Source organism: Arthrobacter sp. SLBN-112, assembly GCF_006715225.1.
GTDB lineage: Bacteria > Actinomycetota > Actinomycetes > Actinomycetales > Micrococcaceae > Arthrobacter.
Genome location: NZ_VFMU01000001.1, coordinates 109,554 through 134,946, shown reverse-complemented (window position 1 = coordinate 134,946; position 25,393 = coordinate 109,554). Strand labels below are relative to the sequence as shown.

The following is a 25,393-nucleotide window of genomic DNA, read 5'->3' as shown; positions in this document are numbered from 1 at the left end:
ACGCCCTGCCGTGCTTCAAGGGCTGACCGGCAGGGGCCGCACCAACACGCTCCCCAGCGAGCGGATCAGCGCGACGGCGGTGATGGACCCGGCCGCCATGATCGAGGCCAGCACCAGCACCTGGAACCGGCCGGCCTCCAGCGGCGAGGCGCCCCCGAAGATTGCACCCACGAACGCGCCGGGAAGGGTGACCAGCCCGGTGGTCTTGGTCTGGTCCGTGGACGGGATCAGGGCCGAATGCACCGCCTGCCGGGCCTGGACCAGGGTGGCCTGCCGCGGCGTTGCGCCCAGCGCCAGCCAGCCCTCCACCTGGTCCCATTGCTCCACCACGGCTTCAAAGAAGCGGCGGCCGGCCAGGGTGGCAATGGTCATGGAGTTGCCGATCACGATTCCGCCCACGGCCAGCAGGTACCGCGGCGCGAACTCGATGGCACCCGTTCCAAAGACGACCGCGAGGGTCACCAGGATGCCCGCGGCCATGGTCGCGGCCACCAGGGCAAAGCGCCGCCAGGACCAGGTGAGCCGCCGCGTCGCCGTCACGGATGCCACGCTGAACATGACCAGCAGGGCCGCCCCCACCCAGAGCGGGCTGCTGATGACGCCGCCCAGCACCAGGCTGATGGCCGCGAGCTGGGCCGCCCCACGGAGGATGGCCAGGGCAGGGGAGAGGTACGACGGCGTCCGCGCCGCCCGGAGGACGCCCACCGTGAGTGCCGCCAGGATGGCGACGGCCACGAGGGTGGGCAGCAGGGCGGAAAGGGCGGGCATGCCGCCAGCTTAGCCGCGCAGGCGGAAGGACCTGCCTAGGAGTTGCTGTCCGAAATCGCTGAGCTTACCGCCGTCGGGCTGTCGTATTCCCGGTCCGGGAGTTCCTCGAGGGCCTGGATCACGTTGCTGTCGGCGCCGGAGTCCTTGGCGCGGGACAGCAGGTCCTCGCGGTTCGCGGGGTAGTCGATGCCGCCCAGGAATTTTTGGACCTGGATGGGGTTGGGGGTGTCAGCCATGGTGCCGGGTTTCCTTTCGGTGTGCGTTCTGCTCGCCGTGGTCCACCACGTTCGGGCCGCGGTGGACTTATCGTAGCCCCGCGCCGGGCCGGTGCACGCAGCGAGTTGGTCCGGGCGGCCGGAGGGGATAAGACTGTGGATATGGCACGGGGAACGCTTCGGATCTTCCTGGGTGCGGCGGCAGGGGCCGGCACCACGTACTCCATGCTGCGGGAAGCGCACCGCCTTGCGGCCTGCGGCAGGGACGTCGCCGTCGGCATCGCAGCGGACCACGGCAGGCAGGAAACCAGGCAGCTTCTTGACGGGCTCGACGTCGTGGCGCCGCGGCTGCCAGAGGCCGCCCACGGAGCGGAGGTACCCGAGCTCGACGTCGAGGCCGTGCTTGCGCGGAAGCCGGAAGTGGCGGTCGTCGACGAATATGCGCACGTAAACGCTCCGGGCAGCAGCAGGAATGAACACCGTTGGCAGGACATCGAGGAACTTCTGGCGGCGGGGACGGACGTGCTGACAGCCCTCAGCGTCCAGCACCTGGCCTCACTCAAAGACGTTGTTGCAGCAGTCACCGGCGAACCGGGCGATGAAACGGTCGCGGACGCCGTGGTGCGCCGCGCCGACTACATCGAGCTGGTGGATATAGCACCGGAACTCCTGCGCCAGAGGGTGGCCGACGGGAAGGTCTTCCCGAAGGACAGGATCGAGGCTGCCCTGGCCAACGGGTTCCGCCTGGGCAACCTCATCGCCCTCCGTGAAATCGCCTTGATCTGGCTGGCGGACCGGGTGGATGAAGGCCTGGCGAGTTACCGGAGGAGCCAGGGGATCACCGCCACCTGGCCCGCGCGCGAGCGGGTCGTGGTAGGGCTCAGTGGCGGCCCCGAAGGGGAAATGCTCATCAGGAGGGCAGCCCGGATTCTGTCCAGGGTCAACGGGGGCGACCTGCTTGCCGTGCATGTGCGGCGGGCGGAGGAACGCGCCGCCACGTCAGGCCAGTTACTGGACGCGCAGCGGCACCTGGCCACCGACCTCGGCGGCACCTGCCACACGGTGTCCGGGGAGGACACGGCGGAGTCGCTCCTGCAGTATGCCCGCAGCGTCAACGCCACGCAAATCGTCATCGGGGCCTCGCCGGGACGCCTGTGGGAACGGGTCCTTGGCATCGGAGTAGGTTCCAAAGTGGTCCGGGGTTCCGGGGACATCGACGTGCACATCGTGTCCCATCCCCAGGGCGGCGGTGGCCTGCCCAAGCCGGCACCCGGCGGGCTGGGCCGTGCGCGCACCACCATCGGCTTCGTCCTGGCCGTACTCCTGCCGGTCCTGCTGACGGCAGCCCTTGCCGTCAGCCCGGACCTGAACCTCGCCACCCATGCCCTCGTGCACCTGACCGGGGTGATGGCGGTGGCCTTCATCGGGGGCCTGTGGCCGGCAGTGCTCGCAGCCGTCCTGGGTTCGCTGCTGCTCAACTACTTCCAGACGGACCCGGTGGGAACCCTCAACATCAGTGATCCGCAAAACGTCTTCGCACTGCTGGTCTTCCTGGGCGCGGCGGTGGCCGTCTCCCTGGTGGTGGGCCTGTCCGCCAGGCGGGCACGGGAGGCCCTGCGTGCACGCGCGGAAGCCACCACCCTGGCGGACCTCGCCCACGACGCGCTCCTCGCCGACGACACCGTCGCGGCGTTCATGGACAAGCTCCGGGAGACCTTCCAGGTCCGGTCCGCCGGGCTGTTCACGGTCTCGGAAGGCGCCGGATCGGCGTGGGAACTTCAGGCCTTTGCGGGCGACGCGGCACTACCCTCCCCCGACGCCGTGTCGTTGACGGACAGCGTGGAACTTGCCGATGCCCGGACGGCCCTGGTCCTCTCCGGGCGGGCCCTGACAGCCGGTGACCGGCTCCTCCTGGCAGCCCACGGGGCCCACCTCCTGCTGCTGCGCCAACGCCATGCCCTTCAGCGCACCCTGCAAAGCACCGCCAAAATGGCCGAGGGCAACAACGTCCGCACAGCCATCCTGGGGGCCGTTGGCCATGACCTGCGCACCCCGCTGGCCGGGATAAAGCTGGCCGTCACGGCCCTGCGGCGCCAAGGCCGCAGGCTGCCGGAGGAGGTGCAGGCCGAGATGCTCGGGACGATCGAGTCCTACACGGAACGCCTGGATGCCCTGATCTCCAACCTCCTGGACATGTCCCGGATCTCCAGCGGTTCGGCTGCGCCGCTGACGGCCCCGGTCACATGGCGCGATGCGATCGAGGACGCGTTGCGCGGACTCCCGGCGGACCGCATCCGGATTGACCTCGCCCCCGGCCTGCCCGCCGTGGACGCCGATCAGGGGATGCTGGAGCGGGTCATCGCCAACATCGTGGAGAACGCGCTCAAGTATGCGCCGGATTCGGACGTCATCATCGTTGGTGTCTCGGCGGGGACCAGGGGAGCAGACGACGGCGGCACACGGTTCGGCGAGCTGCACATCGTTGACCACGGCCAGGGCGTGCCCGCTGCCGCGGTTGAGGGCATGTTCCAGCCTTTCCAGCGCCTCGATGATGCTCCCGCTGGCCTCGGCATGGGGCTTGGCCTCGCCGTCGCGAAAGGCTTCACCGAGGCCATGGGCGGCCAGCTGCTGGCCGAACCCACCCCCGGCGGAGGATTGACGATGATTATCCGCCTGCCCCTCCCGGCCGGACGGGCCATGTCCAACGTTCCCGGGAAAGCAGGCACCAGCACATCATGAGGACCGTACTGGTTGTTGATGACGAGCCGCAGCTCCTGCGCGCCCTCCAGGTGAACCTGGAAGCGGAGGGCTACCGGGTGCTCACTGCCCTGGATGGGATGGCCGCCCTGAAGCACGCGGAGGGCAGCCACCCGGACGCCATGGTGCTGGACCTGGGCCTGCCGGACATCAACGGCGTGGACGTGATCACCAGGATCCGCCGCACCAGCAGTATGCCCATCATCGTGCTGTCAGCGCGGCACGGCTCCGTGGACAAGGTCCGGGCGCTGGATGCCGGGGCGGACGATTACGTGACCAAGCCGTTCGGGCTTGACGAACTCCTGGCCCGGCTGCGGGTTGCCGGCCGCCGGAGCGGCAGCCCGGCGGTGGCGGATCCCTCGCCCGCCGTCGATGTGGGGGACTTCGAGGTGGACCTGGCAAACCACAGGGTGACGCGGGCGGGGGATCCGGTCCGGCTCACCCCGCGCGAGTGGGCAATCCTGGAACTGCTGGTGCGCAACCCCGGACGGCTCATAACGCAGCAGCAGATGCTCGGGAAGGTTTGGGGCCCCGGCTACGACAATGAGACCCATTACCTGCGCGTCTACATGGGCCAGTTGCGCCGCAAGCTGGAGACGGACCCGGCGCGGCCCCGGCACTTACTGACGGAAGCGGGGATGGGGTACCGCTTCGAGCCGTGACACACCGCGGCAGGCCCCCGCCGCCGTCGTACATCGCCCGTAAAGGAAACATCAAGAATTCCCTTTTTCGCGCTGGAGCGGTTTCCGCCGGTGCTAGCTTCGCAGTGGTCGCGGTGCACAGGGCAGCGCGGAAAGGCAGACATGACCACGTTGAGCAGGCCCCCGGCGGATCCCTCCGCGCCTCACCCGCACGGCAGGAAGGCCCTTGAGGACTGGCTGTTGTTTGGCCTGCAGGACAGCAAGGGCGCCCACCAGGGTCCGGGCGGTGTGCCCACGCAGCACGAAAAGAAGCATTCCTGGTGGCAGGTCATGTGCCTCACGGGTGTGGACTACTTCTCCACCCTGGGCTACCAGCCGGCCATCGCCGCCCTGGCTGCCGGGGTCATCTCCCCGCTGGCCACCCTGGTGCTGGTGGCGGTGACGCTGCTGGGTGCCTTGCCGGTGTACCGCAGGGTTGCCGGTGAGAGCCCCCGCGGTGAGGGCTCCATCGCCATGCTTGAGCGGCTGCTGCCGCGCTGGGGAGGCAAACTCCTGGTGCTGGTCCTGCTCGGATTCGCCGCCACCGACTTCATGATCACCATGACCCTCTCGGCAGCCGACGCCACAGCGCACCTGATCGGCAACCCCGTTGCCCCCGGGTGGCTCCAAAATCAAAACGTCCCCGTCACGCTTTTCCTGCTTGCCCTGCTGGCGGCCGTGTTCCTGCGTGGATTCAAGGAAGCCATCGGCGTCGCCGTCGTTTTGGTGGTCCTCTACCTGGGCCTGAACGCCGTAGTGGTAGTTGTCACCCTGATGCAGGTCATCTCCCACCCCGGAGCCATGGGGGACTGGTGGACGAACCTCTGGGTATCCCACGGCAACCCCCTGATGGCGGTGGCCATCGCGCTGCTCGTGTTTCCCAAGCTGGCCCTGGGCCTGTCCGGTTTCGAAACCGGTGTTGCCGTCATGCCGCAGGTCCGGGGAGCTGCGGACGATACGGAAGAAAACCCGGCGGGCCGCATCCGCGGGGCCCGGCGCATGCTCACCACGGCCGCGGGGATCATGAGCGTCTTCCTGTTGACCACCAGCTTCATTACCGTTGTCCTGATTCCGGAACAGGAGTTCCAGCCCGGCGGCCAGGCGAACGGCCGTGCCCTGGCCTTCCTGGCGCACGAATACCTCGGCGTGGGGTTCGGCAGCGTCTATGACATCAGCACCATCGGCATCCTCTGGTTCGCGGGCGCTTCAGCCATGGCCGGCCTGCTGAACCTGGTGCCGCGGTACCTGCCGCGATACGGCATGGCCCCGGCCTGGGCCAAGGCCGTGCGGCCCCTGGTGCTCGTCTTCACGCTGATCGGATTCCTGATTACGTTCATTTTCAACGCCGACGTCGATGCCCAGGGCGGTGCCTATGCCACCGGCGTCCTGGTGCTGATGACCTCCGCGGCCGTGGCCGTCACGTTGTCGGTGCGCCGGCGCGGGCAACGGAACCTCACCGTCGGCTTCGGCGCCATCTCGGTGGTGTTCGCCTACACCACGGTGGCCAACATCTTTGAACGCCCTGAAGGCATCCGGATCGCTGCCGTGTTCATCCTGGGCATCATCGTCATTTCACTGCTGTCCAGGGTCCGGCGTTCCTTTGAGCTGCACGCAACCCGGGTGCATCTGGACCAGCAGGCCCTGGAGTTCATGTCCAGCACCCTGGACGGGCCCATCACCATCATCGCGCACGAACCCCTGCGGCTGTCTCCGGAGGCATACCGGGACAAACTCGAATCAGCCATCGAGGTCAGCCACCTCCCGCTGGCCGGTGATGCCCTGTTCCTTGAGGTCGTCGTGGACGACTCCTCAGACTTCGAAACCGAACTGTACGTCAATGGCGTGACCCGCCACGGCTACCACATCCTCGAAGTCCACGGACCCGTAGTCCCCAACACCATCGCCTCCGTCCTGCTGCACATCAGGGACGTCACAGGGCTGATGCCGCACATCTACTTCCGCTGGACGGAGGGCAACCCCATCACCAACCTCGTCCGGTTCCTGTTCCTGGGCGAGGGTGAAATCGCGCCCGTGACCAGGGAAGTGCTGCGCGAGGCGGTGCCGGATGTCACCCAGCGTCCATGGGTCCACGTGGGCTGACTGGAGGTTCCGCCGCGGCCCGATGCTGCACCGCCCCATTCCGCACCGTCCCGTCCCTGTTCCCTGATCCCGCCACATGCGCAACCGAGGCTGCAATGCGGGCGGCGTCCGCGAGGCTCGACGGGAGGTTCGCGCGGAACGCGGCCTCGGCGTCGTCCTCCCAAACTCCCGCCGCCAGCACCACTACATGCACCATGTCGCCGTAGGAATCATTGCAGGCGAGGAGGTCGCCGGGGACTTTATGCCCCGGCGATCCCGGTAAACCAGGGGACGGCCAGGGCTGGAAAATGACCCACCAGCCCTCGCCGTCCTGGTCAGGGAAAAGGTAACCTGCGGCCGGATGAAGGGCTCGGCCGTTCAGCCCACGGCCGCCGTAGCCCTCAACGGCGTCAGCCGCCGCGGCGAACCTGACCCTGCCCCTGTCTTCGGGCACCTCATCCCATCGCATCTGCGCTCCTTGCCTCAACACACGGCGTCTATGCCTCCATCAAAGGACCGTGTCCGCGAAACGGGGCGGCCGGGACGATTTAATGACAGATTCTTTACACCCGTCCCACCTCGGCGGGGCTGGAGGCGGCGGTGGCGGCACGATAATGGGAGCCATGCACAGCCCCGTCACCATCCGCCCCATGTGCCCTGAGGACTGGGACGCGGTCCACGCCATTTACGCAGCAGGCATCGCCACGGGGGAGGCCACCTTCGAGAGCGAGCCGCCCACCTGGGAGGCGTTCGACGGCGGCCGGTTGCCAGGGCACCGGCTGATCGCCGAGGACGCGGGAAGGGTTTTGGGGTGGGCCGCGGTATCGTCCGTGTCGTCCCGGGAGGTTTACCGGGGCGTCGTCGAGCATTCCATCTATGTTGCGCCGGAAACGCACGGGCGGGGCGTGGGGCGGCTCCTCCTGAACGCCCTGATCGGCTCCACCGAAGCCGCAGGGATCTGGACCATCCAGTCCAGCATCTTCCCGGAGAACACGGCAAGCCTTGCCCTGCACCAGCGCCTCGGTTTCCGGGTGGTGGGAACAAGGGAACGGATTGCCAGGATCAGCCACGGCCCGAAGGCAGGCCACTGGCAGGACACCCTGCTCCTGGAACGCCGCAGCGGGGTGGCCGGCATGGAATAGCCCGCCCGGAGCTGGCCCCGCTGCTCACAGCGAAGGTGTCAGCCAGTCGTCGGCTCTTCATCGTTGGCGACAGCCTCGATCCAATCGACGGCCTCGTCGGACAGCTGCGGGCCATCCAATGTCTGGAGAGCCCAGTCAGCATCGGTCGTGCCGCCGGTAGCTGCCTTGATGTCGGCGATGACGTGCGGCGGCAGCGGTTCGCCATTGTGGGCCATGAGCCAGCCGCGTGTTTCCGCAGGGATCAGCGGCCACCACTCACGTATGTTCATCAATGCAGTGTTGCACCGGTGATGTCGTGTGCATAGATTCCGCCCGGATCGCCACCACGGCTCGGGCGTCTTGACCGGGAACCATCTAAGGCCCGTCCGGAAGCTGACGCTCCGGACGGGCCCTGTGGTTCTGTGTGTCTAGTCGGTCTTGCTTGCTGCGGCTTTCGTGCGGCGGCCGATCAGGTAGGCGCCCACGGCCACGAGGACCAGCAGGACCGCCCCGAGCCCGATGAACAGCCCCGTATTGTTGGCGCTTTGTGCAGCGGCGGGCGTGGCAGCCTGGGCTTCCGGCGCTGGTGTCGTTGCTGCAGCAGCTGCCGGAGCCGTGGCGGGAGCCGACGATTCCTGGTGGGTGCCGGCTCCTTCAGTGTGACCGGTTCCTTCGGAGGCGGCTGCTTTGTCAGGGGTGTAGGTGAAGCTGAAGGTCCCGTCGATGGGATGACCGTCGGCCGAAACCGCCCGCCATTCCACCGTGTGCTTGCCGGGGTGGTCGATGTCCGCGTCCGTGCTGAGGGTGTTGCCGTCCACGGTGGGCTCGCCGGCGCTGACTACATGCCCGTCGGGGGCGGTGACCTTGATGGAGTTTGATCCGGGCAGCCGGGTGTCCGGGGCGTTGCTCAGGGTGATGGAGACCTTGCCGGGGTTGGTGCTGATGGTTTGCCCGTTGGCGGGGCTGCTGGAGGCAAGCGCATCGTGTGCCTGCGCCGGGGCCGTGCCGGCAACGGCGGACAGGGCAAGGAGGGCGGCCAAGGCGCCGGCGGTGCGGGCGCGGCGGACTGAAGATTTCACGTGCTGGGTGTCCTTTCGGGACAGCCTGAAGCACCGGCGTGGTGCGGTCAGGCAAAGAAAGACTGGATGACTGGCAGCGGTTGGGACCGCGGCATCACAGGGTGGCGGAGGCCGACAGTCCCTGGGCAGAAACCGGCGGGCCGCGGAGGGCAGGAACCCGCAGGCACGGGTGCAGCCGCGGGAAGAATGAAACCCTGGGCGCCGCCGGGGGAACCCACAGCGGCAGGACCTTGACGCGCAGGATCACGGCGAGGGGCGCGAACCAGGCCAGCATCCGCCACAGCGCCGATTCCCCGCGGGCCAGCAGCAGGGCGGTGAGCGCCACGGCAAGGATATGGGCCCCCGTCATGGCCGGTTCGGGGAGCGCCGGGACGTTCAGGGCCGTGAGCCTGGTCCCTGCGGTTGCGCAGCCTGGGACGGTTTGGGCTTGATGGTGTCCGTAGGCTGCGATGCCCGCTGACATGCAGTGTTCGGCGGTTTGGGGAAGGGCGTTGAACGCCTCATGCAGGGCCACCTGCCCAAGAGCCAGCGCTGCGGTGATCGAGCCGGGACCCAGCCGCCGCCGGGCCAGGACTGTGACCGGGAGCAGGACCAGGACGGCCAGCACCGCAAGCACGGAAGGAGCCGGCAGGAGCCCGCCGGCGGCGGTGTGCGCGGCAGCCGCGATTCCCAGGATCAGGCCGGTGACGGTGAGGGCGCGCGGCAGGGTCAGGGGTGCCTGTGTGGGCATGGTCCTGCCTTCCTGCCAGTGGCCCGCCTGGGATGCGGGGGTTAGTCGTGGGTCGGTTCGCCGGTGAGGCGGTGGTCCGCGTGGTTGATCGTCTCCCGGATCAGGCGGACCAGGTGCCCGTCGTGCAGGGAGTAGATGATGTGCCGGCCGTTCCTGTGCGTATCCACCAGGCCGCTGAGCCGCAGCTTGGCCAGGTGCTGGCTAACCACGGTCCGGGGCACGGTGGAGGCCTGCGCCAGTTCGGTGACGGACTTGGGCCCCTCAGCGAGCTGCCACAGCAGGTGCAGCCGGGTGGGTTCGGCCAGCATCCGCAGGGTCCCGGCGGCTGTTTCCAGCAGTTGGGGCCCGGGAGCTACCTGGTGGACCAGCGAAGGCGCGTCAGGCGCGGGGCTGGTGGCGTGCTGTGGTTCGCTGCCCATCCCCTTGCTCCCTGCTCTCGGTCGATCCGGCCGTCCGGTCTGTGTGCCGTGGCCAGGACAGGAAAGCTCCTGCCGTCCCTATCATCGCAAGAATCAGCAGCGCCAGCGAAGCCGGGCCCAAACCGGCGGCCGCCCCTGCGATGCCGGCCACTGGGTAGCTGATGATGTAGCAGGCGTGCGAGAGGGAGAACTGGGCGGTGAAAACGTAGGGCCGGGTTTCCTCCGTGGACGCTTCCCGCAGAAGCCGTGCGGAGGGGGTCAGGATGGTGGAGTTGCCGGCGCCGAGCACGAACCACAGCACCAGGAGCCACCACCACGTCGAATCCCCGGCGGGCAGGAACAGCAGCACGGCGGCCCCGGCCAGGGCCACCGGGATGACGGCGGCGCCGGTAAGCATCACCGTCCGGTCACCCAGCCGTTCAAGGATCCGCGGCGCGGACAGGGCCACCGCCATGGACCCCACGCCGAAGCAGGCAAGTGCCAGGGCCAGGTCAGTGTCCGGGCGGTGCAGGACCTGCCGCACCACCACCACGCTGTTCACCAGCACCAGCGCGGTGGGGGCGGAGGCCACCAGGTTCAACGCGAGCAATGAGCGCAGCTTCCGGTTCCGCCAGAAGATCCGGGTGCCCAGGGTGGTGCGGTGCCAGAGGGAGGACGCCCCGCCCTGCTGGACGGGGCCGGTGGCCGGCAGAACGGTCAGGATCACCATCAGCGCCGAGAAAAGGAAGCCACCCACCGTTCCGAGGAACAGGTTGTTGTAGCTGAGGACGGTCAGCAGCAGCGCGGCAATGGCCGGGCTTACCAGTGCTTCCATGTCGTAGGCCAGGCGGGAGAGGGAGAGTGCCCGGGTGTAGTCCTTCTCGTCCTTGAGGACGGCCGGGATCAGCGACTGGAACGCGGGCGTAAACGTTGCTGAGGCTGACTGCAGCAGGAAGATCACCACGTAGATCTGCCAGGTCTCGGTAATGAACGGCAGACATAACGCCATTCCGGCCCGGATCAGGTCCGCGCCGATCAGCACCGGCTTCTTGGGCAGCCGTGCCACCACGGCGTTGATCACCGGGGCGAAGCCGACGTACGCGAACATCTTGATGGTCAGGGCAGTGCCCAGGACGGCTCCGGCGTCCTTCCCGGCCAGGCCGAACGCCAGCAAACCCAGCGCCACGGTCAGCAGCCCCGTACCCAGCAGCGCCACTACCTGCGCGGCAAATAACCGCCGGTAGGTTTTATCCCGAAGAACTGAGAGCATGCCTAACCCCTCCAAGTGCAAATGTGCGTAGGTGTGCACATAAGACTATCCCTGAATGATGGGCAATAAAATTCCGGTGGCCACCTTCGTGGCGGCGATCCTTGATCGAAACGCATCAGACCAAGAGCGAGGTCACCCTTGTCCCCGACGGCGGGGACCGCGACAGCGGCGAGCACCGTGATGAGCGTTCAGCACTACAACCGCCACCACTGGGGTGGGGGCGGCCTTGGTTCACCGGTGTTCATCGTCAGGCTGCATGGGCAGGACGGAATGTCATCCCTGCGTCGGTGGACACGACCAGACCTTCGGTGGTGGCGGCCCACATCCAGGGTTTGTCCCCAGCTCCCTTCACCGCGGTGATCGCCTGGACCCGGCCCTCGATCCGGCCCGCGCGGGTCCAGGTATTGCCGGCGTCTGCTGAATGGTGGACCGTGCCGTCGGGTTCAACGCCGAGGACTTCAGTCCCGCTGGCAAACGCCGCGAACTGGATGATCGGGGCTGTGGTGACCCGTTCCCAGGTTTTGCCGCCGTTGGTGGAGCGTTGGAGCCCATCCCGCGTGGTGGCCAGAACAGTATCCGCCTCCGGTGTGCCGGCCAGGACGGCCGGAACGAAACCGGCTGCGACGTCGGACCAGGTTTTACCGTCGGGGCTGATCCGAAGCGTCCCGTCGTAAGCAGCGATCCCGGACCTGGTTGTAGCGAGGGCATGAAAGTCCGATTCGCCCTGGCGGGAGAGCTGCTCCCAGGTTTTGCCGCCGTCCACGGATTTGATCAGGCCCAGGGGGTTAGGCAGATCTGAGCCGGGGCCCGGGTGCCCGGAAGCATAGAAAACACCTTGGTCGGCTGCGGCGGTGAACCCCATCAGGTCGCTGGTGGCCCCAATTTTGGTAGCGGGGGATTTGGTGACATCAAACAGGCCGTCGTGGGTGGCGAGCAGCACCTGATTGGTTTCGCGGTTCACGCTCAGGCCATGAACGTGGGAGCTGGGCACGTCAGAGGCGGCCGCGGACGGGGCGGTAACGGGAGCTCCGGATGTGGGGCCCGGGCTGCAGGCGGACAAAGCGAGGACCAGGGCGGCTGTTGCGGCGAGGGCAGTCGCGGGCCGGTGGCGGGTTAAAGCGTGCAGGGGCATGGGGAACTCCAAAAACGAAGGGGGCCAGGGGATGTTGGGTAAGGCGCCGGAGGGCACCGGTCCCCCGGTGGGGCGGTGCCCTCAGGATGCGCTGGCTAGAGGGTGGCCAGCAGGTCCTTCATTTCCTTGATTTCGGCTTCCTGCGCGCTCACGATGTGTTTGCTGAGCTTGATTGCGTCAGCATTCCTGCCTTGGGACGATTCGGTTTTGGCCATCATGACGGCGCCTTCGTGGTGGGCGATCATTTGGGTCAGGAAGCGCGTGGCTGCTTCGGTGCCTTGGGCGGCTTCGAGCTGCTTCAGGTCATCGTCGCCCATCATGCCGTCCATGCTGTGGCCGGCGCCCATGGTCGCGGATTCGTTCCAGCTCTTCAGCCAACCCGTCATCGTTTCGATCTCCGGTGCCTGGGCCGCCTTGATCCTCGTGGCGAGCTCGGTTACCGCCGCGGGAATGTCCTTCTTCTGCAGCATCATCTCGCTCATTTCCACGGCCTGTTCGTGGTGCGGGATCATTCCCTGCGCGAACATGGCGTCGGCCGCGTTGTGTTCGGCCGAGGCGGCCGGTGCGCTGCTGGACATCATCCCCGAACTGCCATGGTCCATACCCGGCATCGAGCTTCCGGTCGAGGCGGAGCTGGAAGTGGCGGTGGAGCCGATGGTGCCGGTAGAGCACCCGGCGAGGGCGAGTGCTGCGGCGACGGCAGTGGTGGAAAGGGCAACGAACTTCTTGTTCATCATGGTTTTTGGGGTCCTTCAAGACATCTGGGGCGCGTGGGCGTCCTGGTTGGTGAGTGTGCATCGGTGATATGCCGGAGGGGCTCGAACGGGCCGGCACCGGGCAGGGGTAGCGACGGTCAGGTCACAGCGCAGGACGGCGGTTTACGTTCGGCTGATGCAGAGTTCACCCGGTGAAGGACTGCCGGGTAGATAGGACCAGCCCGCGCTGGTATCAGTGGGGGACGCTGTGTTGGTGCTCCTGGCGGCGACCCAGGTACCTGGCAGCGGTGCGGCCAGGGAACCGGACTTCGCGGACGGGGTGCAGGACGCTGACATGGCCTGCATGCTGGTGCAGTTGCCCGAGTCCGGGCAATGGCTGGCATCCGGACCTGAAACGGTCTGGAAACCTGGCAGATCCGGGGCCAAAGACACGGGAAGGTGTCCTCCGGTATGCCCGCCAACGGGTGCTTCGTGATGGGCGCTGCCGGCCGCTGCCGCCATGGACGGTGAGTGCAGGGCGTGGGTGGTCGTCATGACATGCATGCCGAAAATTCCGGCAATAAGCGCCAGGACGGCTCCGAAAAGACCCGCGCGGCGAAGGAACGTGATCGCGCTGGTACGCACCGGTGCGGTCATGACGGTCCTCCTCCCTTCCTTGAGGTCTTTGGTTTCAAGATTACCGGCAGCGTGCCAGGGCGCCGTCCCATACGACGGGCCTGCGCCGGATCCGGTTTCAGCCCGGACCGGTCCTCATGCAGGGAACTAAGGCCCTTGCGCCGAAAAACAGGCGCAGAAGACACTAGGGCAGCAGCTGTGAAGAACCACGCGGAGGGCGCCAGTCATGGGTGGCGATGAAGAATTCAGGATTCTGGCCGGGGTGGATGGCTCCGCCTCCTCCCGCGTTGCGCTGGAATGGGCTCTCACGGAGGCGCGGCAACGGCCGTGACCGGTGATCACGCCTCGCATGTGCATCCGCCTGCCGCCCCCCGTGGCGGGCCGGTTGCCGGGCGGACCGTCCGGGGCAGGCTCCAGAGCATGTGGCACACGGTCGTTGGCGCGGTCGGCCTGGTCATGGGGCTCCTGCCGCACGTCCTGCACCACATAGGGCTGCTGGCAGGGACCGCGTTCGTGGCAGGATCGGGCGGCACCGCACTGTTCGGAGCGCTCGGGCTGCTGGCCTCCGTTCCCATGCTGATCCGTCTCTACCGGCGATTCGGCAGCTGGGTTGCGCCGGCCGTGGGTCTGCTGGTCTTCGCCGCCATGTTCTCCCTGTCCGCATTCGTCATCGGCCCGGCCATCAGCGGCGCCGAAGGGGACGTGACAACACCTTCTCCGGCGCCGGCTGTGGACCACACCGATCACCCGGGCCATTAACCAGCCCGGGCCGCGGGCATCCGGTGTTCATCCGTATGCCCGCGGCTCGCGTGCGTACGCAGGGCTAGTTCGCGCCTGCCAGGACGTAGCCGGAGGAGCTGATGGCTTCGGCCAGCGCCTCCCGTTCCGCGGTGCCGGTGATGGTCAGCCGCGACGTGCCGCCCGGCACCAGGTCCACCGTTGCCGACTCAACTCCGGCTACCCCGGAGACGCCTGTTCAACGGTCCGGACACATTGCCCGCAGGTCAGCCCTTCCACGGCGTACTGGGCACGGGATGCCTGGGCCGCCGGCCGCGCGTGGGTGGAGGCCACCGGGCGCGTTTCCGCTGCCGGGGAGCAGCAGCTGCAGCCCTGTGGGACGTTGGGCACTACCCGTCCGGCCGTCTCGGCCTGACACTTTGTGGCATGAGCACTTTTCCTGCCCCGGGGCACGTCCCGCCCCGGCCCTGGACGCAGGGCCTGCTGACCGTCCTCATTGCGGTGGCCGCCGTGTATCTGATCTCCAACCACTGGCTCCATGTCCTGGATGCGCTGCCCTACCTGGGGGTGGTGCTGGTGATGGGTTTTTGCATGTTCGGGCATGGCGGCCATGGCCATGGCGGACACGGGGGCTCCACGCATCAGGGGCACGGCGGGCAGCAAGCCCCGGAAGGGCCTGCCCGCCCCTGGGGCGGTGCCGGCCATGTCCACTGACTACGGCTATAACCTGTGGTGGCTGGTCATCATCAATTCGGCCGTGTTCATCATCTTCGCCTTCAGTTTCGTCCGGCCCAGGACCAGGCTGGACTGGCGGGCGCTGGGCGGATTCTCCGCGTTCATCGTTGCGCTGTTCACCGAGATGTACGGCTTCCCGCTGACCATATATGTGCTGTCCGGCTGGTTGGGGAACAGTATCCCGGGCCTGGATCTGCTGACCCATAACTCTGGGCATCTGTGGGAGGACCTGACCGGCTGGCAGGGCGATCCGCACTTGAGCCCGCTGCACCTGCTCAGCAACGTGCTGATCGCGGCAGGGTTCATCCTGCTCTACCTGTCCTGGCAGGTTCTCTTCGCGGCCCAACGGGACCACCGCCTCGCCGTCACGGGCCCCTACGGCAGGATCCGACACCCGCAATACGTGGGATTCCTGATCATCATGGCCGGGTTCCTGCTGCAGTGGCCCACGCTGCTGACCCTTCTCATGTTCCCGGTCCTGGTCATCGTGTACCTGCGCCTCGCCCGGAGCGAAGAACGGATGATGGAGGCTGAGTTCGGCGAGGAGTACGCCGCCTACCGGCGCCAGGTCCCCGGGTTCGTCCCGCGGGTGGGACGGCGGACCGCAGGCAGTGGAGGGCCGGCACCCCAGGAGGGGCTGTAATGCCCGGGCGGCCGGAGGCAGCCCGGGAAGTGGCGCCATGCTGTTCCTGGCCATAAAGAACCTGGTGCAGGAAAAGACCCGGCTGCTGATCAGCGTCGGCGGGGTGGCGTTCAGCGTGCTGCTGATCATGAGCATCCAGGGCCTGTACCAGGGCTGGAGCAACAAGATCGGCGAGTACATCCGCACCGTTCCTGCGGATTACTGGATCACCCAGACCGGCGCGACGGACATGTTCCACACCCCGTCCGTGCTGCCCCTGACCGTCAGGGATTTCCTCACCGGCGTTCCCGGGGTTGCCACCGCCAAACCGTTCAGCGGGCGCCGCGTGGCCTTCGCGCACAACGGCAAGGACATCAACCTCTACGTCATCGCTGACGACACGGAGAACAACGTCGGCGCCCCCGCCCGGGTCGTCGAAGGCAAGGCCGTCCCGGACAAGGGCGAAATCATCATCGACCGGGTGGTCGCACGCAGCGAGAACATCAGGATCGGAGACACCATCCCGGTCGCCGGCAGGGAACTGAAAGTGTCCGGCTATTCCGAGGGCGGATACATTCTCAGCTTCTCCTTCGCGTTCGCCACCAAAGACGATGCCGAAAGCATCCTCCAGCTGCCCGGAGCCACCAACTTTTTCCTCGTCACTGTCAAGGACGGCACCGACGCGGCAGGGGTCGCGTCCCGGATCGAGGCTAACCCGGCGGTCGATGCGATCACCAAGGAGAGGTTCGTGGAGAACAACACGAACATCGTCCGGGACACCTTCCTGCCGATCATCCTGGTGCTGCTGCTGATCGGGATCGCCGTGGGCATGACCGTGATCGGACTGACCATTTTCACCTCGACCATCGAAAAGGCCCGCGAATACGGGGTCCTGAAGGCCATCGGGGTGAGCAACCGCCAGCTCTACGCCGTCGTGGTGGAGCAGGCCGTCACCGCGGCCGTGCTCGGGTATCTCGTGGGAGCGGCCCTGGCCCTGGCCGTCAATGCTGCCGCGGGAAACTACGTCCCGGAATTCATCACGGAAATCCGGTGGTTCGATGCCGCTTGGATCTTCGGCGTCACCGTGGTCATGGCCGTGGTGTCCTCACTGCTGCCGGTCCGGCGGCTGGCCCGTATCGACCCGGCGGAGGTGTTCCGCGCATGAGCGTTGTCGCCGTCCAGGACGTGTCCAAGACCTTCGGTGCCGGGCACACGGCCGTGACCGCCGTGGACCACGTATCCCTCAGCATTGACGCCGGGGAAATTGTGCTCGTGATGGGCCCCTCCGGGTCCGGAAAGACAACCCTGCTGTCCATGATCGGCACCCTCATGTCCCCCACGACCGGGCGGATCCTCATCTCCGGGCAGGACACCTCCACCCTGGGACCGGGGCAGCTGTCCCGGCTGCGGCTGCGTGAATTCGGGTTCGTCTTCCAGACCTTCAACCTGCTCTCGGCCCTGACCGCGGAGGAAAATGTCATGATGCCCCTGCTCACCGCAGGGGTGCCCCGGAAACAAGCCAGGACCAAAGCCCGTGCGGCCCTGGAACAGCTCCAGCTCGGACACCGGCTGCGGAACCTGCCCCGGGACCTCTCCGGAGGGGAGAAGCAACGCGTCGCGATTGCCCGGTCCCTCGCGAACGACCCCCGGCTGATCCTCGCCGACGAACCCACCGCCAACCTGGACGCGAAGACCGGCCAGGACGTGACCTTGCTCCTGTGTGAAACGGCCTGCCGGGAAGACCGGGCCGTCATCATCGTCAGCCATGACCAGCGCCTCCGGACAGCCGCCAAACGGGTCATCACCATCGAGGATGGACGCCTCACAATGGAAGAACGCGGGGAACACGACCTGCACTGCCGCATGCACCCGGAAGCAGCAGCACCGGCATGAGGATGACGGACGAGGAACTGCTGGCAGCGTTGGCTGACCCGGCCGATGACCCTGCCCGGATGGAACGGATCAGCACAGAAATCGACGCCGGTTTCCGCCTGCTCTCAGGCCGGCTGGGCAAGGCTGTGGCTGTGTTTGGATCAGCCCGCCCCGCACCGGACGATCCGCGGTACGCAGCCGCGCGGACGATGGGGGCACGGTTTGCCGAAGCAGGGTTCGCGGTGATCACCGGAGGAGGCCCGGGCCTGATGGAAGCGGCCAACCGTGGCGCCACGGAGGCCGGCGGAACCTCTATCGGTCTCGGCATCGAACTCCGACACGAACAATCGCTCAACCCCTACCTGGACGCGTCCATGACCTTCCGGTACTTCTTCGCGAGAAAACTCATGTTCGTCAGGTACGCCTCAGCCTTCGTCGTCCTTCCCGGCGGGTTCGGCACCCTGGATGAACTCTTTGAGGCACTGACTCTTGTCCAGACCGGAAAAATCCATGAATTCCCCGTGATCCTGATCGGAACCGGGCATTGGGCCGGCCTCATGGCATGGACCCGGGAACGCCTCCAGGACCAGGGCTTCATCGCCCCCGATGACATCCGGCTGCTGCAGTGCACCGACGACATCGATGAAGCCGTCGGGTTGATCCAGCAATGCCACCTGCGCCAGCTCACCCTTTGAGCCAAGAGGTGCGATGAGCGGGATGGGCGCTGCAGACGGAGGGCTGGCCGGGCGAGGGACCAAAGACTCTGACCTCCCAGACCGGGCGGGACGATAGTGGGGCAAGGCGCCGCTGGTGTGTCCCGCGTGCAGGAGGAAACAGCGATGATGTATTGGGACGGGAACATGGGCGTCTGGGGCTACATCCTGATGGGGGTGAGCGTTGTCCTGTTTGGGGGAGCCGTCATCAGCGAGTACACCGCCCGCTTCACCGTGCTCCGGCGCGCCCGTGGAGCATGACCGATCCGGGTATCCGCAGGGCAGATACGGCCCTGCCAGGTTATCCATGGGTAAGGATTCATCATGACTGCTGACCGGGCCCCCACTGCTGGAACAGCAGTGACCACGCCGCTGCAGCGCACCGTGGTGGAAGTCCGTGGCCTACACTGGGCGACCTCCAAAGCAGTCGTGGAACGCGTACTGCTTCAGCGGCCCGGAGTCGCCGCTGTCGAGGCTAACCCGGTGGCGCAGACCGCGACCGTGAGCTTTGACCCCTCAGTGACCTCCCTCGAGCAAATCTCCGGGTGGGTCCGTGATTGCGGCTACCACTGCCGGGGTGAATCGGTTCCCGACCACGTCTGCTACCCCATGGACGAAGCGGCAGACACCGCCGGGATGAAACATGACGCCGGCCACGGCCCGGGCGGACACGGTGAGATGGCCAGGTCTCCCCAGGACATGATGGGCCACGGAGGACACCACGGCGGAATGTCGATGGATGACATGGTCAAGGACATGCGCAACCGGTTCCTGGTCGCCGCAGTACTGAGCATTGGCGTGACTCTCTGGTCCCCGATGGGCCGGGACATGCTCGGTTTCACCGCCCCGACGCCGTTTGGGCTCCGCGACGACGTCGTGGCCCTGATCCTGTCCCTACCGGTCATTTTCTACTCGGCATGGATTTTCTTCGACGGCGCCTACCGGGCACTGAAGGCCCGGACGCTGGACATGATGGTCCTGGTCGCGATCGCCGTGGGCACCGGTTGGCTCTACAGTGTCTGGGTCACCTTTACCGGCGGCGGCGAGGTGTTCTACGAAGCCGCGACCGTCCTGGCTTCCTTTGTGCTGCTGGGCCACTGGTTCGAGATGCGTGCCCGCGGCGGTGCGAACGAGGCCATCCGCACACTGCTCGAACTGGCACCTCCGGCCGCGGTCGTGATCCGCGACGGTGAGACGGTGGAGATCCCCACCTCAGATGTCCAGGCCGGGGACCTGCTGCTGATCCGGCCTGGGTCCAAAATCCCCGTTGACGGTGAAGTCGAAGAGGGCCAGTCGGAGGTCGATGAATCCATGGTCACGGGCGAGAGTCTGCCGGTGACCAAGACCGTCGGATCGGAAGTGATCGGCGCGTCCATCAACACCACCGGCACGATGCGGGTCCGGGCCACCAAAGTCGGATCCGACACAGCACTGGCGCAGATCGTGGCCCTCGTTCAGGAAGCCCAGAACTCCAATACGCCGGGCCAGCGCCTGGCCGATAAGGCCGCCTTCTGGCTGGTACTGGTCGCCCTGATCGGCGGGACCGTCACGTTCGCCGCGTGGCTGGCCCTGGGCGCCGGGCTCCAGGCCGCCATGCTGTTCGCCATCACCGTCGTGGTGATTACCTGCCCTGACGCGTTGGGCCTGGCCACACCAACGGCCATCATGGTGGGCACCGGGCTGGGTGCCAAACGGGGGGTCCTGTTTAAGAACGCCACCGCCCTGGAGGTCTCAGCCCGGATCGGGACCGTGGTGATGGACAAGACCGGCACCCTCACCAAGGGCGAACCGGAAGTGACCGACGTCGTCGTGGAAGGCGTTGACCGGAACGAACTGTTGGCGCTGGTGGCGGCGGTCGAAAGGGAATCCGAGCATCCGCTTGCCGCGGCTGTGGTCCGGCATGCCCAAGCACAGGGCGTACCCGTGCTTGCGGCGTCGGAGTTCCTGAACGTTCCCGGCCACGGCGCCGGCGCAACAGTGGATGGACACCGCGTGCTCGTGGGCAACCGCAAACTCATGGCCGGCGAAGGCATCGATCCCGGTCCGCTGGCCGCGGTGCGCGACGAACTTGCCGCTTCCGGCCGCACCGCAGTGCTCGTCGCCGTGGACGGCCGGCCCGCGGCTGTCATCGCAATGGCGGACGCTGCGAGGGAAACGGCGGCCGCCGCCGTCGCTGCCCTGCATGAAGCCGGGATCACTGTCGTCATGCTCACCGGTGACAATGAGGCCACCGGCCGCAGGATCGCCGGGCAGCTGGGCATTGACACCGTCATCGCCGAAGTGCTCCCCGGGGACAAATCAGCAAAGATCGCAGAACTCCAAAAGACAGGGAAGAAAGTCGCCATGGTCGGCGACGGCGTCAACGACGCCCCCGCCCTGGCGCAGGCAGATCTCGGCATCGCGATCGGTGCCGGCACCGATGTTGCCATCGAAACGGCCCACGTCGTCCTGATGCGCTCGGATCCGCTGGATGTGCCCATCGCGCTGCGGATCGGCAAAGGCACGCTGCGCAAAATGCGCCAGAACCTGGGCTGGGCCGTCGGGTACAACGCGATAGCGTTGCCCATCGCCGCCGGGGTATTCGCCTTCGCCGGCGTCGTGCTCAGCCCGGAAATCGCAGCTTTGTCGATGTCCGGTTCCAGCTTCCTGGTCGCCGTCAACGCCCTGCTTCTCAGGAGACTGCGGCTGCCGCAGCCGGAAACACCCGAGGCCAGCACCGCCCGTGCAGCCCAGCCGCTGGCCCCGGCCGGCACGCGCTAGCAACCCGCCATGGACCTCAGCCTCATCTCCCGGCTGCTGTTTCTGCCATGTCTGGACGATCAGGGACTCGGCCTTGCCGATCTTTGAACGGATCGCTTTCAGTCGCCGGCAACCCGTAGCCCTGCCTCCGGTCCTACACTGGACCCATGTTTTCAGGCGTCCAGCACCCGGTGCCCTAGATGAGCCTGCCAACGATGTTCCTGGGCGCCCTGTTGTCTGCCCTTGCCGCGCTGGTTCTCCTGCTGCTGGTGCGCAGGGAACGGCGGGCCGGTGTCGTGGCCACCGCGGCAGGTGCCGCGCTCCTCATGCCCATGCTGTGGAATTCCATCCTGAACTGGACCGGAGCCATTGGCCTGTTTTCCCACGACCTCCCGTTCCCGCCCTTTCCGGTCAGCTGGCAGGACACGGGAACAGGTGTCTTCACCCTTGCCGGCACGGCTCTGGCCCTGATGACCGGGCCCTGCAGCCGCGATGCGCCCCGCAGCGTTGCGGCAACAGCAGAACTGACGGCGCTCGCCGCCCTCATCGTGGACGTCTACCTCTACTGAACCGGCTTTACTGAAACCCGCCCACAGAACTCCGTGCCGCTGACCTGACCCAACGCTACTTTTGCGTCGGCAGCGTCAGGATCTCGGCGCCGTCGGCCGTAATGGCGATGGTGTGCTCGGTGTGGGCCGTCCTGCAGCCGGTGGCGCTTCGAAGCGTCCACCCGTCGTCGTCCGTTACCAACTCATCCGTGTCAGCCATGATCCATGGCTCGAGTGCCAGCAGCAGCCCGGGCCGCAGCTTGAAGCCGCGGCCGGGCCGGCCGGTGTTGGGCACGTGCGGGTCCTGGTGCATAGTGGAGCCGATGCCGTGGCCGCCGAACTGCGTGTTGACCTGGTAGCCCGCGTCGATGAGGACGCGGCCGATGGCGTACGCGATGTCACCGATCTTGGCCGACGGCCCGGCCGCGGCGATCCCGGCGGCCAGGGCACGCTCCGTCGCCTCGATCATCGCCACGCTCTCCGCCGGCTGTGATTCGCCCACGAGGAAGCTGATGGCAGCGTCCGCGGCAATGCCGTTCTTGACGACGGCGAGGTCCAAAGTCAGCAGGTCGCCGTCGGCCAGGGCGTAGTTGTGGGGCAGCCCGTGCAGCACGGCATCGTTGACGCCCGTGCAGATGTAGTGGCCGAAGGGGCCGCGGCCGAAGGAGGGCGCATAGTCCACGTAGCAGGATTCGGCCCCCGCCTCGGCGATCATCTCCTTGGTCCACTGGTCAATGTCCAGGAGGTTGGTGCCCACGGTGGCGCGGCTCTTCATGGCCTGCAGGATGTCAGCCACCAGGGCGCCGGTCTCCCGGGCGCGGTCCACTTCAGCGGGGGTGAGGATTTCGATCACGGGGCGACCCTTCATGCGCGGCCAATAACTATGTGCCCCATCCTATTTGTCCTCCCTTGAGAGGCCGCAAGAGGCGGCGCTACCCGTCGCACGTCAGGGGTTGCCAGAGACATAGATGCATGTAAATATTTACCTGTGTCTATGTCCTTCGAGTTGACCCCGGTCCAAGCGGTTGCCTGTTGTTCGCCCTTGGCCCGGCAGCCGTTGTCCGAATCGGAAGCAGACGGAATTGCCCCGCTGTTGAAGGCGCTGGCCGATCCGGTCCGGCTGCGGCTGATGTCCATGGTCGCCTCGCATGAGGGCGGCGAGGCCTGCGTCTGCGACCTGAACGACGCCTTCGAGCTGTCCCAGCCCACCATCAGCCACCACCTGAAGATCCTGCATGAGGTGGGTTTGCTGGACCGGGAGAAGCGCGGCGTCTGGGTCTACTACCGGGCCCGGACCGAAGCCCTGCAGAACCTGGCCGCCCTGATCGGCGGGCAGGCCAAGTGAAGGTGCTGTCCCGCCAGGTGGCGGCTGAGTTTGTTGGCACGGCCTTCCTGGTCATGGCCGTGGTGGGCTCGGGCGTGATGGCGTCCACACTGTCCCCGGACGACGCCGGGCTGCAGCTTTTGCAGAACAGCCTCGCCACGGGTGCCGCGCTGGTGGCGCTGATCGTGGCACTCCAGCCGGTGTCGGCGTCGTTCAATCCCGTGGTGACCCTGATGGAACGGGCGCTGGGGATGATTGACTCCAGGACGGCGGCAGGCCTGATCGGCGGGCAGGTCCTGGGCGGCCTGGCCGGCACGGTGGCGGCCAACCTGATGTTCGGGCTGGACGCCGTTTCGTTCTCCACGCACCAACGCGCGGGCGTACCGCTCTGGCTGGCTGAGGTCATCGCCACGGTGGGGCTGCTGCTGGTCATCTTCGGCACGGTCCGGTCAGGCCGGGCCGACCGGGTGGCCTTCGCCGTCGGCGGGTACATCACGGCCGCGTACTGGTTTACCAGCTCCACCAGCTTCGCCAACCCTGCCGTGACCATCGCCCGGACTGTCACGGACACCTTTGCCGGCATCGCGCCGTCGTCGGCTCCTGCCTTCATCCTCGCGCAGCTGCTGGGCGGCGCTGCGGGGTACGTCCTGGTCCGCTTCCTCTACCCGTCCTTCACCGCTGTTTCCGCCGCTCCCGCTGCTGACCGAAAGGTGCTCTCATGAGCCAAAAGCCCTCCGTTTTGTTCGTCTGCGTCCACAACGCCGGCCGCTCCCAGATGGCCGCCGCCTTCCTGACCACCCTGTCACAGGGCGCCATCGAGGTGCGCTCCGCCGGTTCGCAGCCGGCCGGGCAGGTCAATCCGGCAGCGGTCCAGGCCATGGCGGAGGTGGGCATCGACATGTCCGCCGAGATCCCGAAGGTCCTCACCACCGAGGCCGTGAAGGATTCCGACGTGGTGATCACCATGGGTTGTGGCGATGAATGCCCCTACTTCCCGGGCAAACGCTATGAGGACTGGGTCCTGGCGGACCCGGCCGGCAAGGGCGTCGAGTCCGTCCGGCCCATCCGCGACGAGATCAAGACCCGCGTTGAAGCCCTGATCGCCTCCCTGATCCCCGCACAAATCTGAAAGGCGGACAGCATGACATCGTCACAGGAATCGCTGCCCGTTGCCGTGATCGGCGCCGGGCCCGTGGGCCTGGCCGCGGCGGCGCACCTGCTCGAACGCGGGCTGGAACCCCTCGTCCTCGAGGCTGGGCCCACGGTGGGCTCCGCCATCCGGGAATGGGGACACGTCCGGGTGTTTTCCACCTGGAAGTACAACCTTGACGCCGCTTCGGTGCGGCTGCTGGAGCGCAACGGCTGGGAGGCGCCCCGGCCCACCGCGCTGCCCTACGGATCCCAAATTGTCTCCGAGTACCTGGAGCCCCTGGCCGCAACACCGGAGCTGAAGGACAGGATTCGGACCGGGGCCCGGGTTGTAGCCGTCACCCGGCAGGGCATGGACAAGGGCCGCAGCCAGGGCCGCGACCAGGCGCCGTTCCTCCTGCGGATAAAGCACGACGGCGGGCAGGTCACCGAGTTGCTGGCCCGTGCCGTGATCGATACCTCCGGGACCTGGACCACGCCGTCGCCGCTGGGAGCTTCGGGACTGCCGGTCCCGGGCGAGGCTGAGGCACGTGCCGCGGGGTTGGTTGCCGGACCGCTCCCGGACGTGTCGGCCGGCGGGTTCGCCGCCCGCCGCACCCTGGTGATCGGCTCCGGACACTCCGCCGCCAATATGGTCCTGGACCTGGCCCGCCTGGCCCGCGCCAATCCGGGCACGGAAGTCCTCTGGGCCATCCGCGCTGCCACCCCTGCCCGTGCCTACGGCGGCGGGGACGCCGACCAGCTGCCCGCCCGCGGCCAGCTCGGCGCCCGGCTGCACACCGCCGTCGACACCGGAGCAGTCCAGCTCCTGACGAAGTTCCACACGGCTTCCATCGAAGCCCACGACGGTTCTGTGACCGTGCACGCTGCTGACGGCCGGAGCGTGACCGTGGACCGGATCATCCCGGCCACCGGGTTCCGCCCGGACCTGTCCATCCTGTCGGAGCTGCGGCTGGACCTTGACCCGGCCGTGGATGCGCCGAAGGCGCTCGGCCCGCTGATCGATCCCGATTTCCACAGCTGCGGCACGGTTCCTGCCCACGGCGCCAAAATCCTGGCTCAGCCGGAGAAGGACTTCTACCTGGCCGGCATGAAGTCCTACGGCCGGGCGCCGACCTTCCTCATGGCCACCGGCTACGAGCAGGTCCGCTCCATCGCCGCGGCCCTGGCAGGCGATACCGCAGCGGCGGATGCCGTGGAACTCGAGCTCCCCGAAACCGGCGTCTGCTCCACCAGCATTCCGGATGATGCAGGGGAGGCCGCTGAGGACTCCTGCTGTGGAACGCCGGCACCGGTGCCGGTGACGATCGGTTTCGCCACCGGCCTCCAGCACGGCCGCACCGGCGAAACGGCCAGCCTATGATGTGAACACCGGCTGGTATCCATGCATGGG

At 67.2% G+C, this 25,393-nt stretch carries 30 protein-coding genes; 17 read left to right on the top strand and 13 right to left on the bottom strand.

Annotated elements, in window-relative coordinates:
* Positions 1–15: 15 nt before the first annotated feature.
* Positions 16–768: an ABC transporter permease gene (locus tag FBY33_RS00665; protein ID WP_142028848.1), complete on the bottom strand. Its 753-nt coding sequence runs from the start codon at positions 766–768 to the stop codon at positions 16–18.
* A 35-nt stretch (positions 769–803) separates the two neighbouring features.
* Positions 804–1,004: a DUF2795 domain-containing protein gene (locus FBY33_RS00660; protein ID WP_142028847.1), complete on the bottom strand. Its 201-nt coding sequence runs from the start codon at positions 1,002–1,004 to the stop codon at positions 804–806.
* 141 nt (positions 1,005–1,145) lie between these two features.
* Between FBY33_RS00660 and FBY33_RS00655 the strand changes: the two genes are divergently transcribed.
* From FBY33_RS00655 to FBY33_RS00645, 3 genes are all read left to right on the top strand, one after another.
* A complete protein-coding gene (locus FBY33_RS00655; protein ID WP_142028846.1) occupies positions 1,146–3,722 on the top strand; it encodes a DUF4118 domain-containing protein in 2,577 nt (858 codons plus the stop codon).
* Entirely contained in the window at positions 3,719–4,402 is a 684-nt protein-coding gene (locus FBY33_RS00650; protein WP_142028845.1) for a response regulator, read from the top strand. The genes FBY33_RS00655 and FBY33_RS00650 overlap by 4 nt, the downstream gene beginning before the upstream one ends.
* A gap of 141 nt (positions 4,403–4,543) precedes the next feature.
* Complete coding sequence (locus FBY33_RS00645) at positions 4,544–6,520, top strand: amino acid transporter (protein WP_142028844.1); 1,977 nt, start codon at positions 4,544–4,546, stop codon at positions 6,518–6,520.
* Here the strand turns inward: FBY33_RS00645 and FBY33_RS00640 are convergent.
* Positions 6,489–6,968, bottom strand: a complete 480-nt coding sequence (locus tag FBY33_RS00640; protein WP_142028843.1) for a hypothetical protein — start codon at positions 6,966–6,968, stop codon at positions 6,489–6,491. The two genes, FBY33_RS00645 and FBY33_RS00640, sit on opposite strands and share 32 nt — an antisense overlap.
* A gap of 154 nt (positions 6,969–7,122) precedes the next feature.
* Between FBY33_RS00640 and FBY33_RS00635 the strand changes: the two genes are divergently transcribed.
* Entirely contained in the window at positions 7,123–7,641 is a 519-nt protein-coding gene (locus tag FBY33_RS00635; protein ID WP_142028842.1) for a GNAT family N-acetyltransferase, read from the top strand.
* A gap of 38 nt (positions 7,642–7,679) precedes the next feature.
* Here FBY33_RS00635 and FBY33_RS00630 read toward each other — a convergent pair whose 3' ends face one another.
* The 8 genes from FBY33_RS00630 to FBY33_RS00595 form a co-directional block, all read right to left on the bottom strand.
* Positions 7,680–7,910 (bottom strand): hypothetical protein, encoded by a 231-nt coding sequence (locus FBY33_RS00630; protein WP_142028841.1) that lies wholly within the window; start codon positions 7,908–7,910, stop codon positions 7,680–7,682.
* A 138-nt stretch (positions 7,911–8,048) separates the two neighbouring features.
* Positions 8,049–8,699: a copper resistance CopC family protein gene (locus FBY33_RS00625; RefSeq protein WP_142028840.1), complete on the bottom strand. Its 651-nt coding sequence runs from the start codon at positions 8,697–8,699 to the stop codon at positions 8,049–8,051.
* Positions 8,700–8,793: 94 nt separating this feature from the next.
* On the bottom strand, positions 8,794–9,429 hold the full coding sequence (locus FBY33_RS00620) for a hypothetical protein (RefSeq protein ID WP_142028839.1): 636 nt from the start codon (positions 9,427–9,429) through the stop codon (positions 8,794–8,796).
* 41 nt (positions 9,430–9,470) lie between these two features.
* Positions 9,471–9,848, bottom strand: a complete 378-nt coding sequence (locus FBY33_RS00615) for an ArsR/SmtB family transcription factor (RefSeq protein WP_142028838.1) — start codon at positions 9,846–9,848, stop codon at positions 9,471–9,473.
* Positions 9,808–11,097 carry an MFS transporter gene (locus FBY33_RS00610; RefSeq protein ID WP_142028837.1) on the bottom strand — a complete coding sequence of 430 codons (1,290 nt, stop codon included), beginning with the start codon at positions 11,095–11,097 and terminating at the stop codon, positions 9,808–9,810. The genes FBY33_RS00615 and FBY33_RS00610 overlap by 41 nt, the downstream gene beginning before the upstream one ends.
* A gap of 247 nt (positions 11,098–11,344) precedes the next feature.
* A complete protein-coding gene (locus FBY33_RS00605; RefSeq protein ID WP_142028836.1) occupies positions 11,345–12,229 on the bottom strand; it encodes a F510_1955 family glycosylhydrolase in 885 nt (294 codons plus the stop codon).
* 95 nt (positions 12,230–12,324) lie between these two features.
* Entirely contained in the window at positions 12,325–12,966 is a 642-nt protein-coding gene (locus FBY33_RS00600) for a DUF305 domain-containing protein (protein WP_142028835.1), read from the bottom strand.
* A 141-nt stretch (positions 12,967–13,107) separates the two neighbouring features.
* Complete coding sequence (locus FBY33_RS00595) at positions 13,108–13,581, bottom strand: hypothetical protein (RefSeq protein ID WP_142028834.1); 474 nt, start codon at positions 13,579–13,581, stop codon at positions 13,108–13,110.
* Between the two features lie 399 nt (positions 13,582–13,980).
* On the opposite strand from FBY33_RS00595, the gene FBY33_RS00585 reads away from it, so the two are divergent.
* Complete coding sequence (locus tag FBY33_RS00585) at positions 13,981–14,319, top strand: hypothetical protein (protein WP_235010234.1); 339 nt, start codon at positions 13,981–13,983, stop codon at positions 14,317–14,319.
* Positions 14,320–14,383: 64 nt separating this feature from the next.
* Here the strand turns inward: FBY33_RS00585 and FBY33_RS20850 are convergent, their stop codons facing one another.
* Positions 14,384–14,497: a hypothetical protein gene (locus FBY33_RS20850; RefSeq protein ID WP_142028831.1), complete on the bottom strand. Its 114-nt coding sequence runs from the start codon at positions 14,495–14,497 to the stop codon at positions 14,384–14,386.
* Positions 14,498–14,724: 227 nt separating this feature from the next.
* Here FBY33_RS20850 and FBY33_RS00575 point away from each other — a divergent pair, with 227 nt between their 5' ends.
* The 8 genes from FBY33_RS00575 to FBY33_RS00545 all read left to right on the top strand — a co-directional run bounded on the left by FBY33_RS00575 (position 14,725) and on the right by FBY33_RS00545 (position 21,548).
* On the top strand, positions 14,725–15,012 hold the full coding sequence (locus FBY33_RS00575) for a DUF2933 domain-containing protein (RefSeq protein WP_142028830.1): 288 nt from the start codon (positions 14,725–14,727) through the stop codon (positions 15,010–15,012).
* The gene (locus FBY33_RS00570) at positions 15,002–15,676 is read left to right on the top strand and encodes a methyltransferase family protein (RefSeq protein WP_142028829.1); all 675 of its coding nucleotides are present in this window, start codon (positions 15,002–15,004) and stop codon (positions 15,674–15,676) included. Before FBY33_RS00575 ends, FBY33_RS00570 begins: the two co-directional genes overlap by 11 nt.
* A gap of 37 nt (positions 15,677–15,713) precedes the next feature.
* Complete coding sequence (locus FBY33_RS00565; protein WP_142028828.1) at positions 15,714–16,820, top strand: ABC transporter permease; 1,107 nt, start codon at positions 15,714–15,716, stop codon at positions 16,818–16,820.
* Entirely contained in the window at positions 16,817–17,548 is a 732-nt protein-coding gene (locus FBY33_RS00560) for an ABC transporter ATP-binding protein (protein WP_142028827.1), read from the top strand. The genes FBY33_RS00565 and FBY33_RS00560 overlap by 4 nt, the downstream gene beginning before the upstream one ends.
* Positions 17,545–18,222 (top strand): TIGR00730 family Rossman fold protein, encoded by a 678-nt coding sequence (locus FBY33_RS00555; RefSeq protein ID WP_142028826.1) that lies wholly within the window; start codon positions 17,545–17,547, stop codon positions 18,220–18,222. Before FBY33_RS00560 ends, FBY33_RS00555 begins: the two co-directional genes overlap by 4 nt.
* Positions 18,223–18,366: 144 nt before the next feature.
* Entirely contained in the window at positions 18,367–18,501 is a 135-nt protein-coding gene (locus FBY33_RS20785) for a hypothetical protein (protein ID WP_268815851.1), read from the top strand.
* Between the two features lie 63 nt (positions 18,502–18,564).
* Positions 18,565–21,000 (top strand): heavy metal translocating P-type ATPase, encoded by a 2,436-nt coding sequence (locus tag FBY33_RS00550; protein WP_200831287.1) that lies wholly within the window; start codon positions 18,565–18,567, stop codon positions 20,998–21,000.
* A gap of 179 nt (positions 21,001–21,179) precedes the next feature.
* The gene (locus FBY33_RS00545) at positions 21,180–21,548 is read left to right on the top strand and encodes a hypothetical protein (protein WP_142028825.1); all 369 of its coding nucleotides are present in this window, start codon (positions 21,180–21,182) and stop codon (positions 21,546–21,548) included.
* Between the two features lie 55 nt (positions 21,549–21,603).
* On the opposite strand, the gene map is transcribed toward FBY33_RS00545, so the two are convergent.
* Positions 21,604–22,380 (bottom strand): type I methionyl aminopeptidase, encoded by a 777-nt coding sequence (gene map / locus FBY33_RS00540; RefSeq protein WP_142032380.1) that lies wholly within the window; start codon positions 22,378–22,380, stop codon positions 21,604–21,606.
* Between the two features lie 141 nt (positions 22,381–22,521).
* On the opposite strand from map, the gene FBY33_RS00535 reads away from it, so the two are divergent.
* Genes FBY33_RS00535 through FBY33_RS00520 form a run of 4 tightly spaced genes read left to right on the top strand, consistent with a single transcriptional unit; the run spans position 22,522 to position 25,363 of the window.
* Positions 22,522–22,872, top strand: coding sequence for an ArsR/SmtB family transcription factor (locus FBY33_RS00535; RefSeq protein ID WP_142028824.1), 351 nt, complete (start codon positions 22,522–22,524; stop codon positions 22,870–22,872).
* Positions 22,869–23,573, top strand: coding sequence for an aquaporin (locus tag FBY33_RS00530; RefSeq protein WP_142028823.1), 705 nt, complete (start codon positions 22,869–22,871; stop codon positions 23,571–23,573). Before FBY33_RS00535 ends, FBY33_RS00530 begins: the two co-directional genes overlap by 4 nt.
* Positions 23,570–23,980, top strand: coding sequence for an arsenate reductase ArsC (locus FBY33_RS00525; protein WP_142028822.1), 411 nt, complete (start codon positions 23,570–23,572; stop codon positions 23,978–23,980). The genes FBY33_RS00530 and FBY33_RS00525 overlap by 4 nt, the downstream gene beginning before the upstream one ends.
* Positions 23,981–23,992: 12 nt before the next feature.
* Positions 23,993–25,363, top strand: coding sequence for an FAD-dependent oxidoreductase (locus FBY33_RS00520; RefSeq protein WP_142028821.1), 1,371 nt, complete (start codon positions 23,993–23,995; stop codon positions 25,361–25,363).
* Positions 25,364–25,393 lie beyond the last annotated feature (30 nt).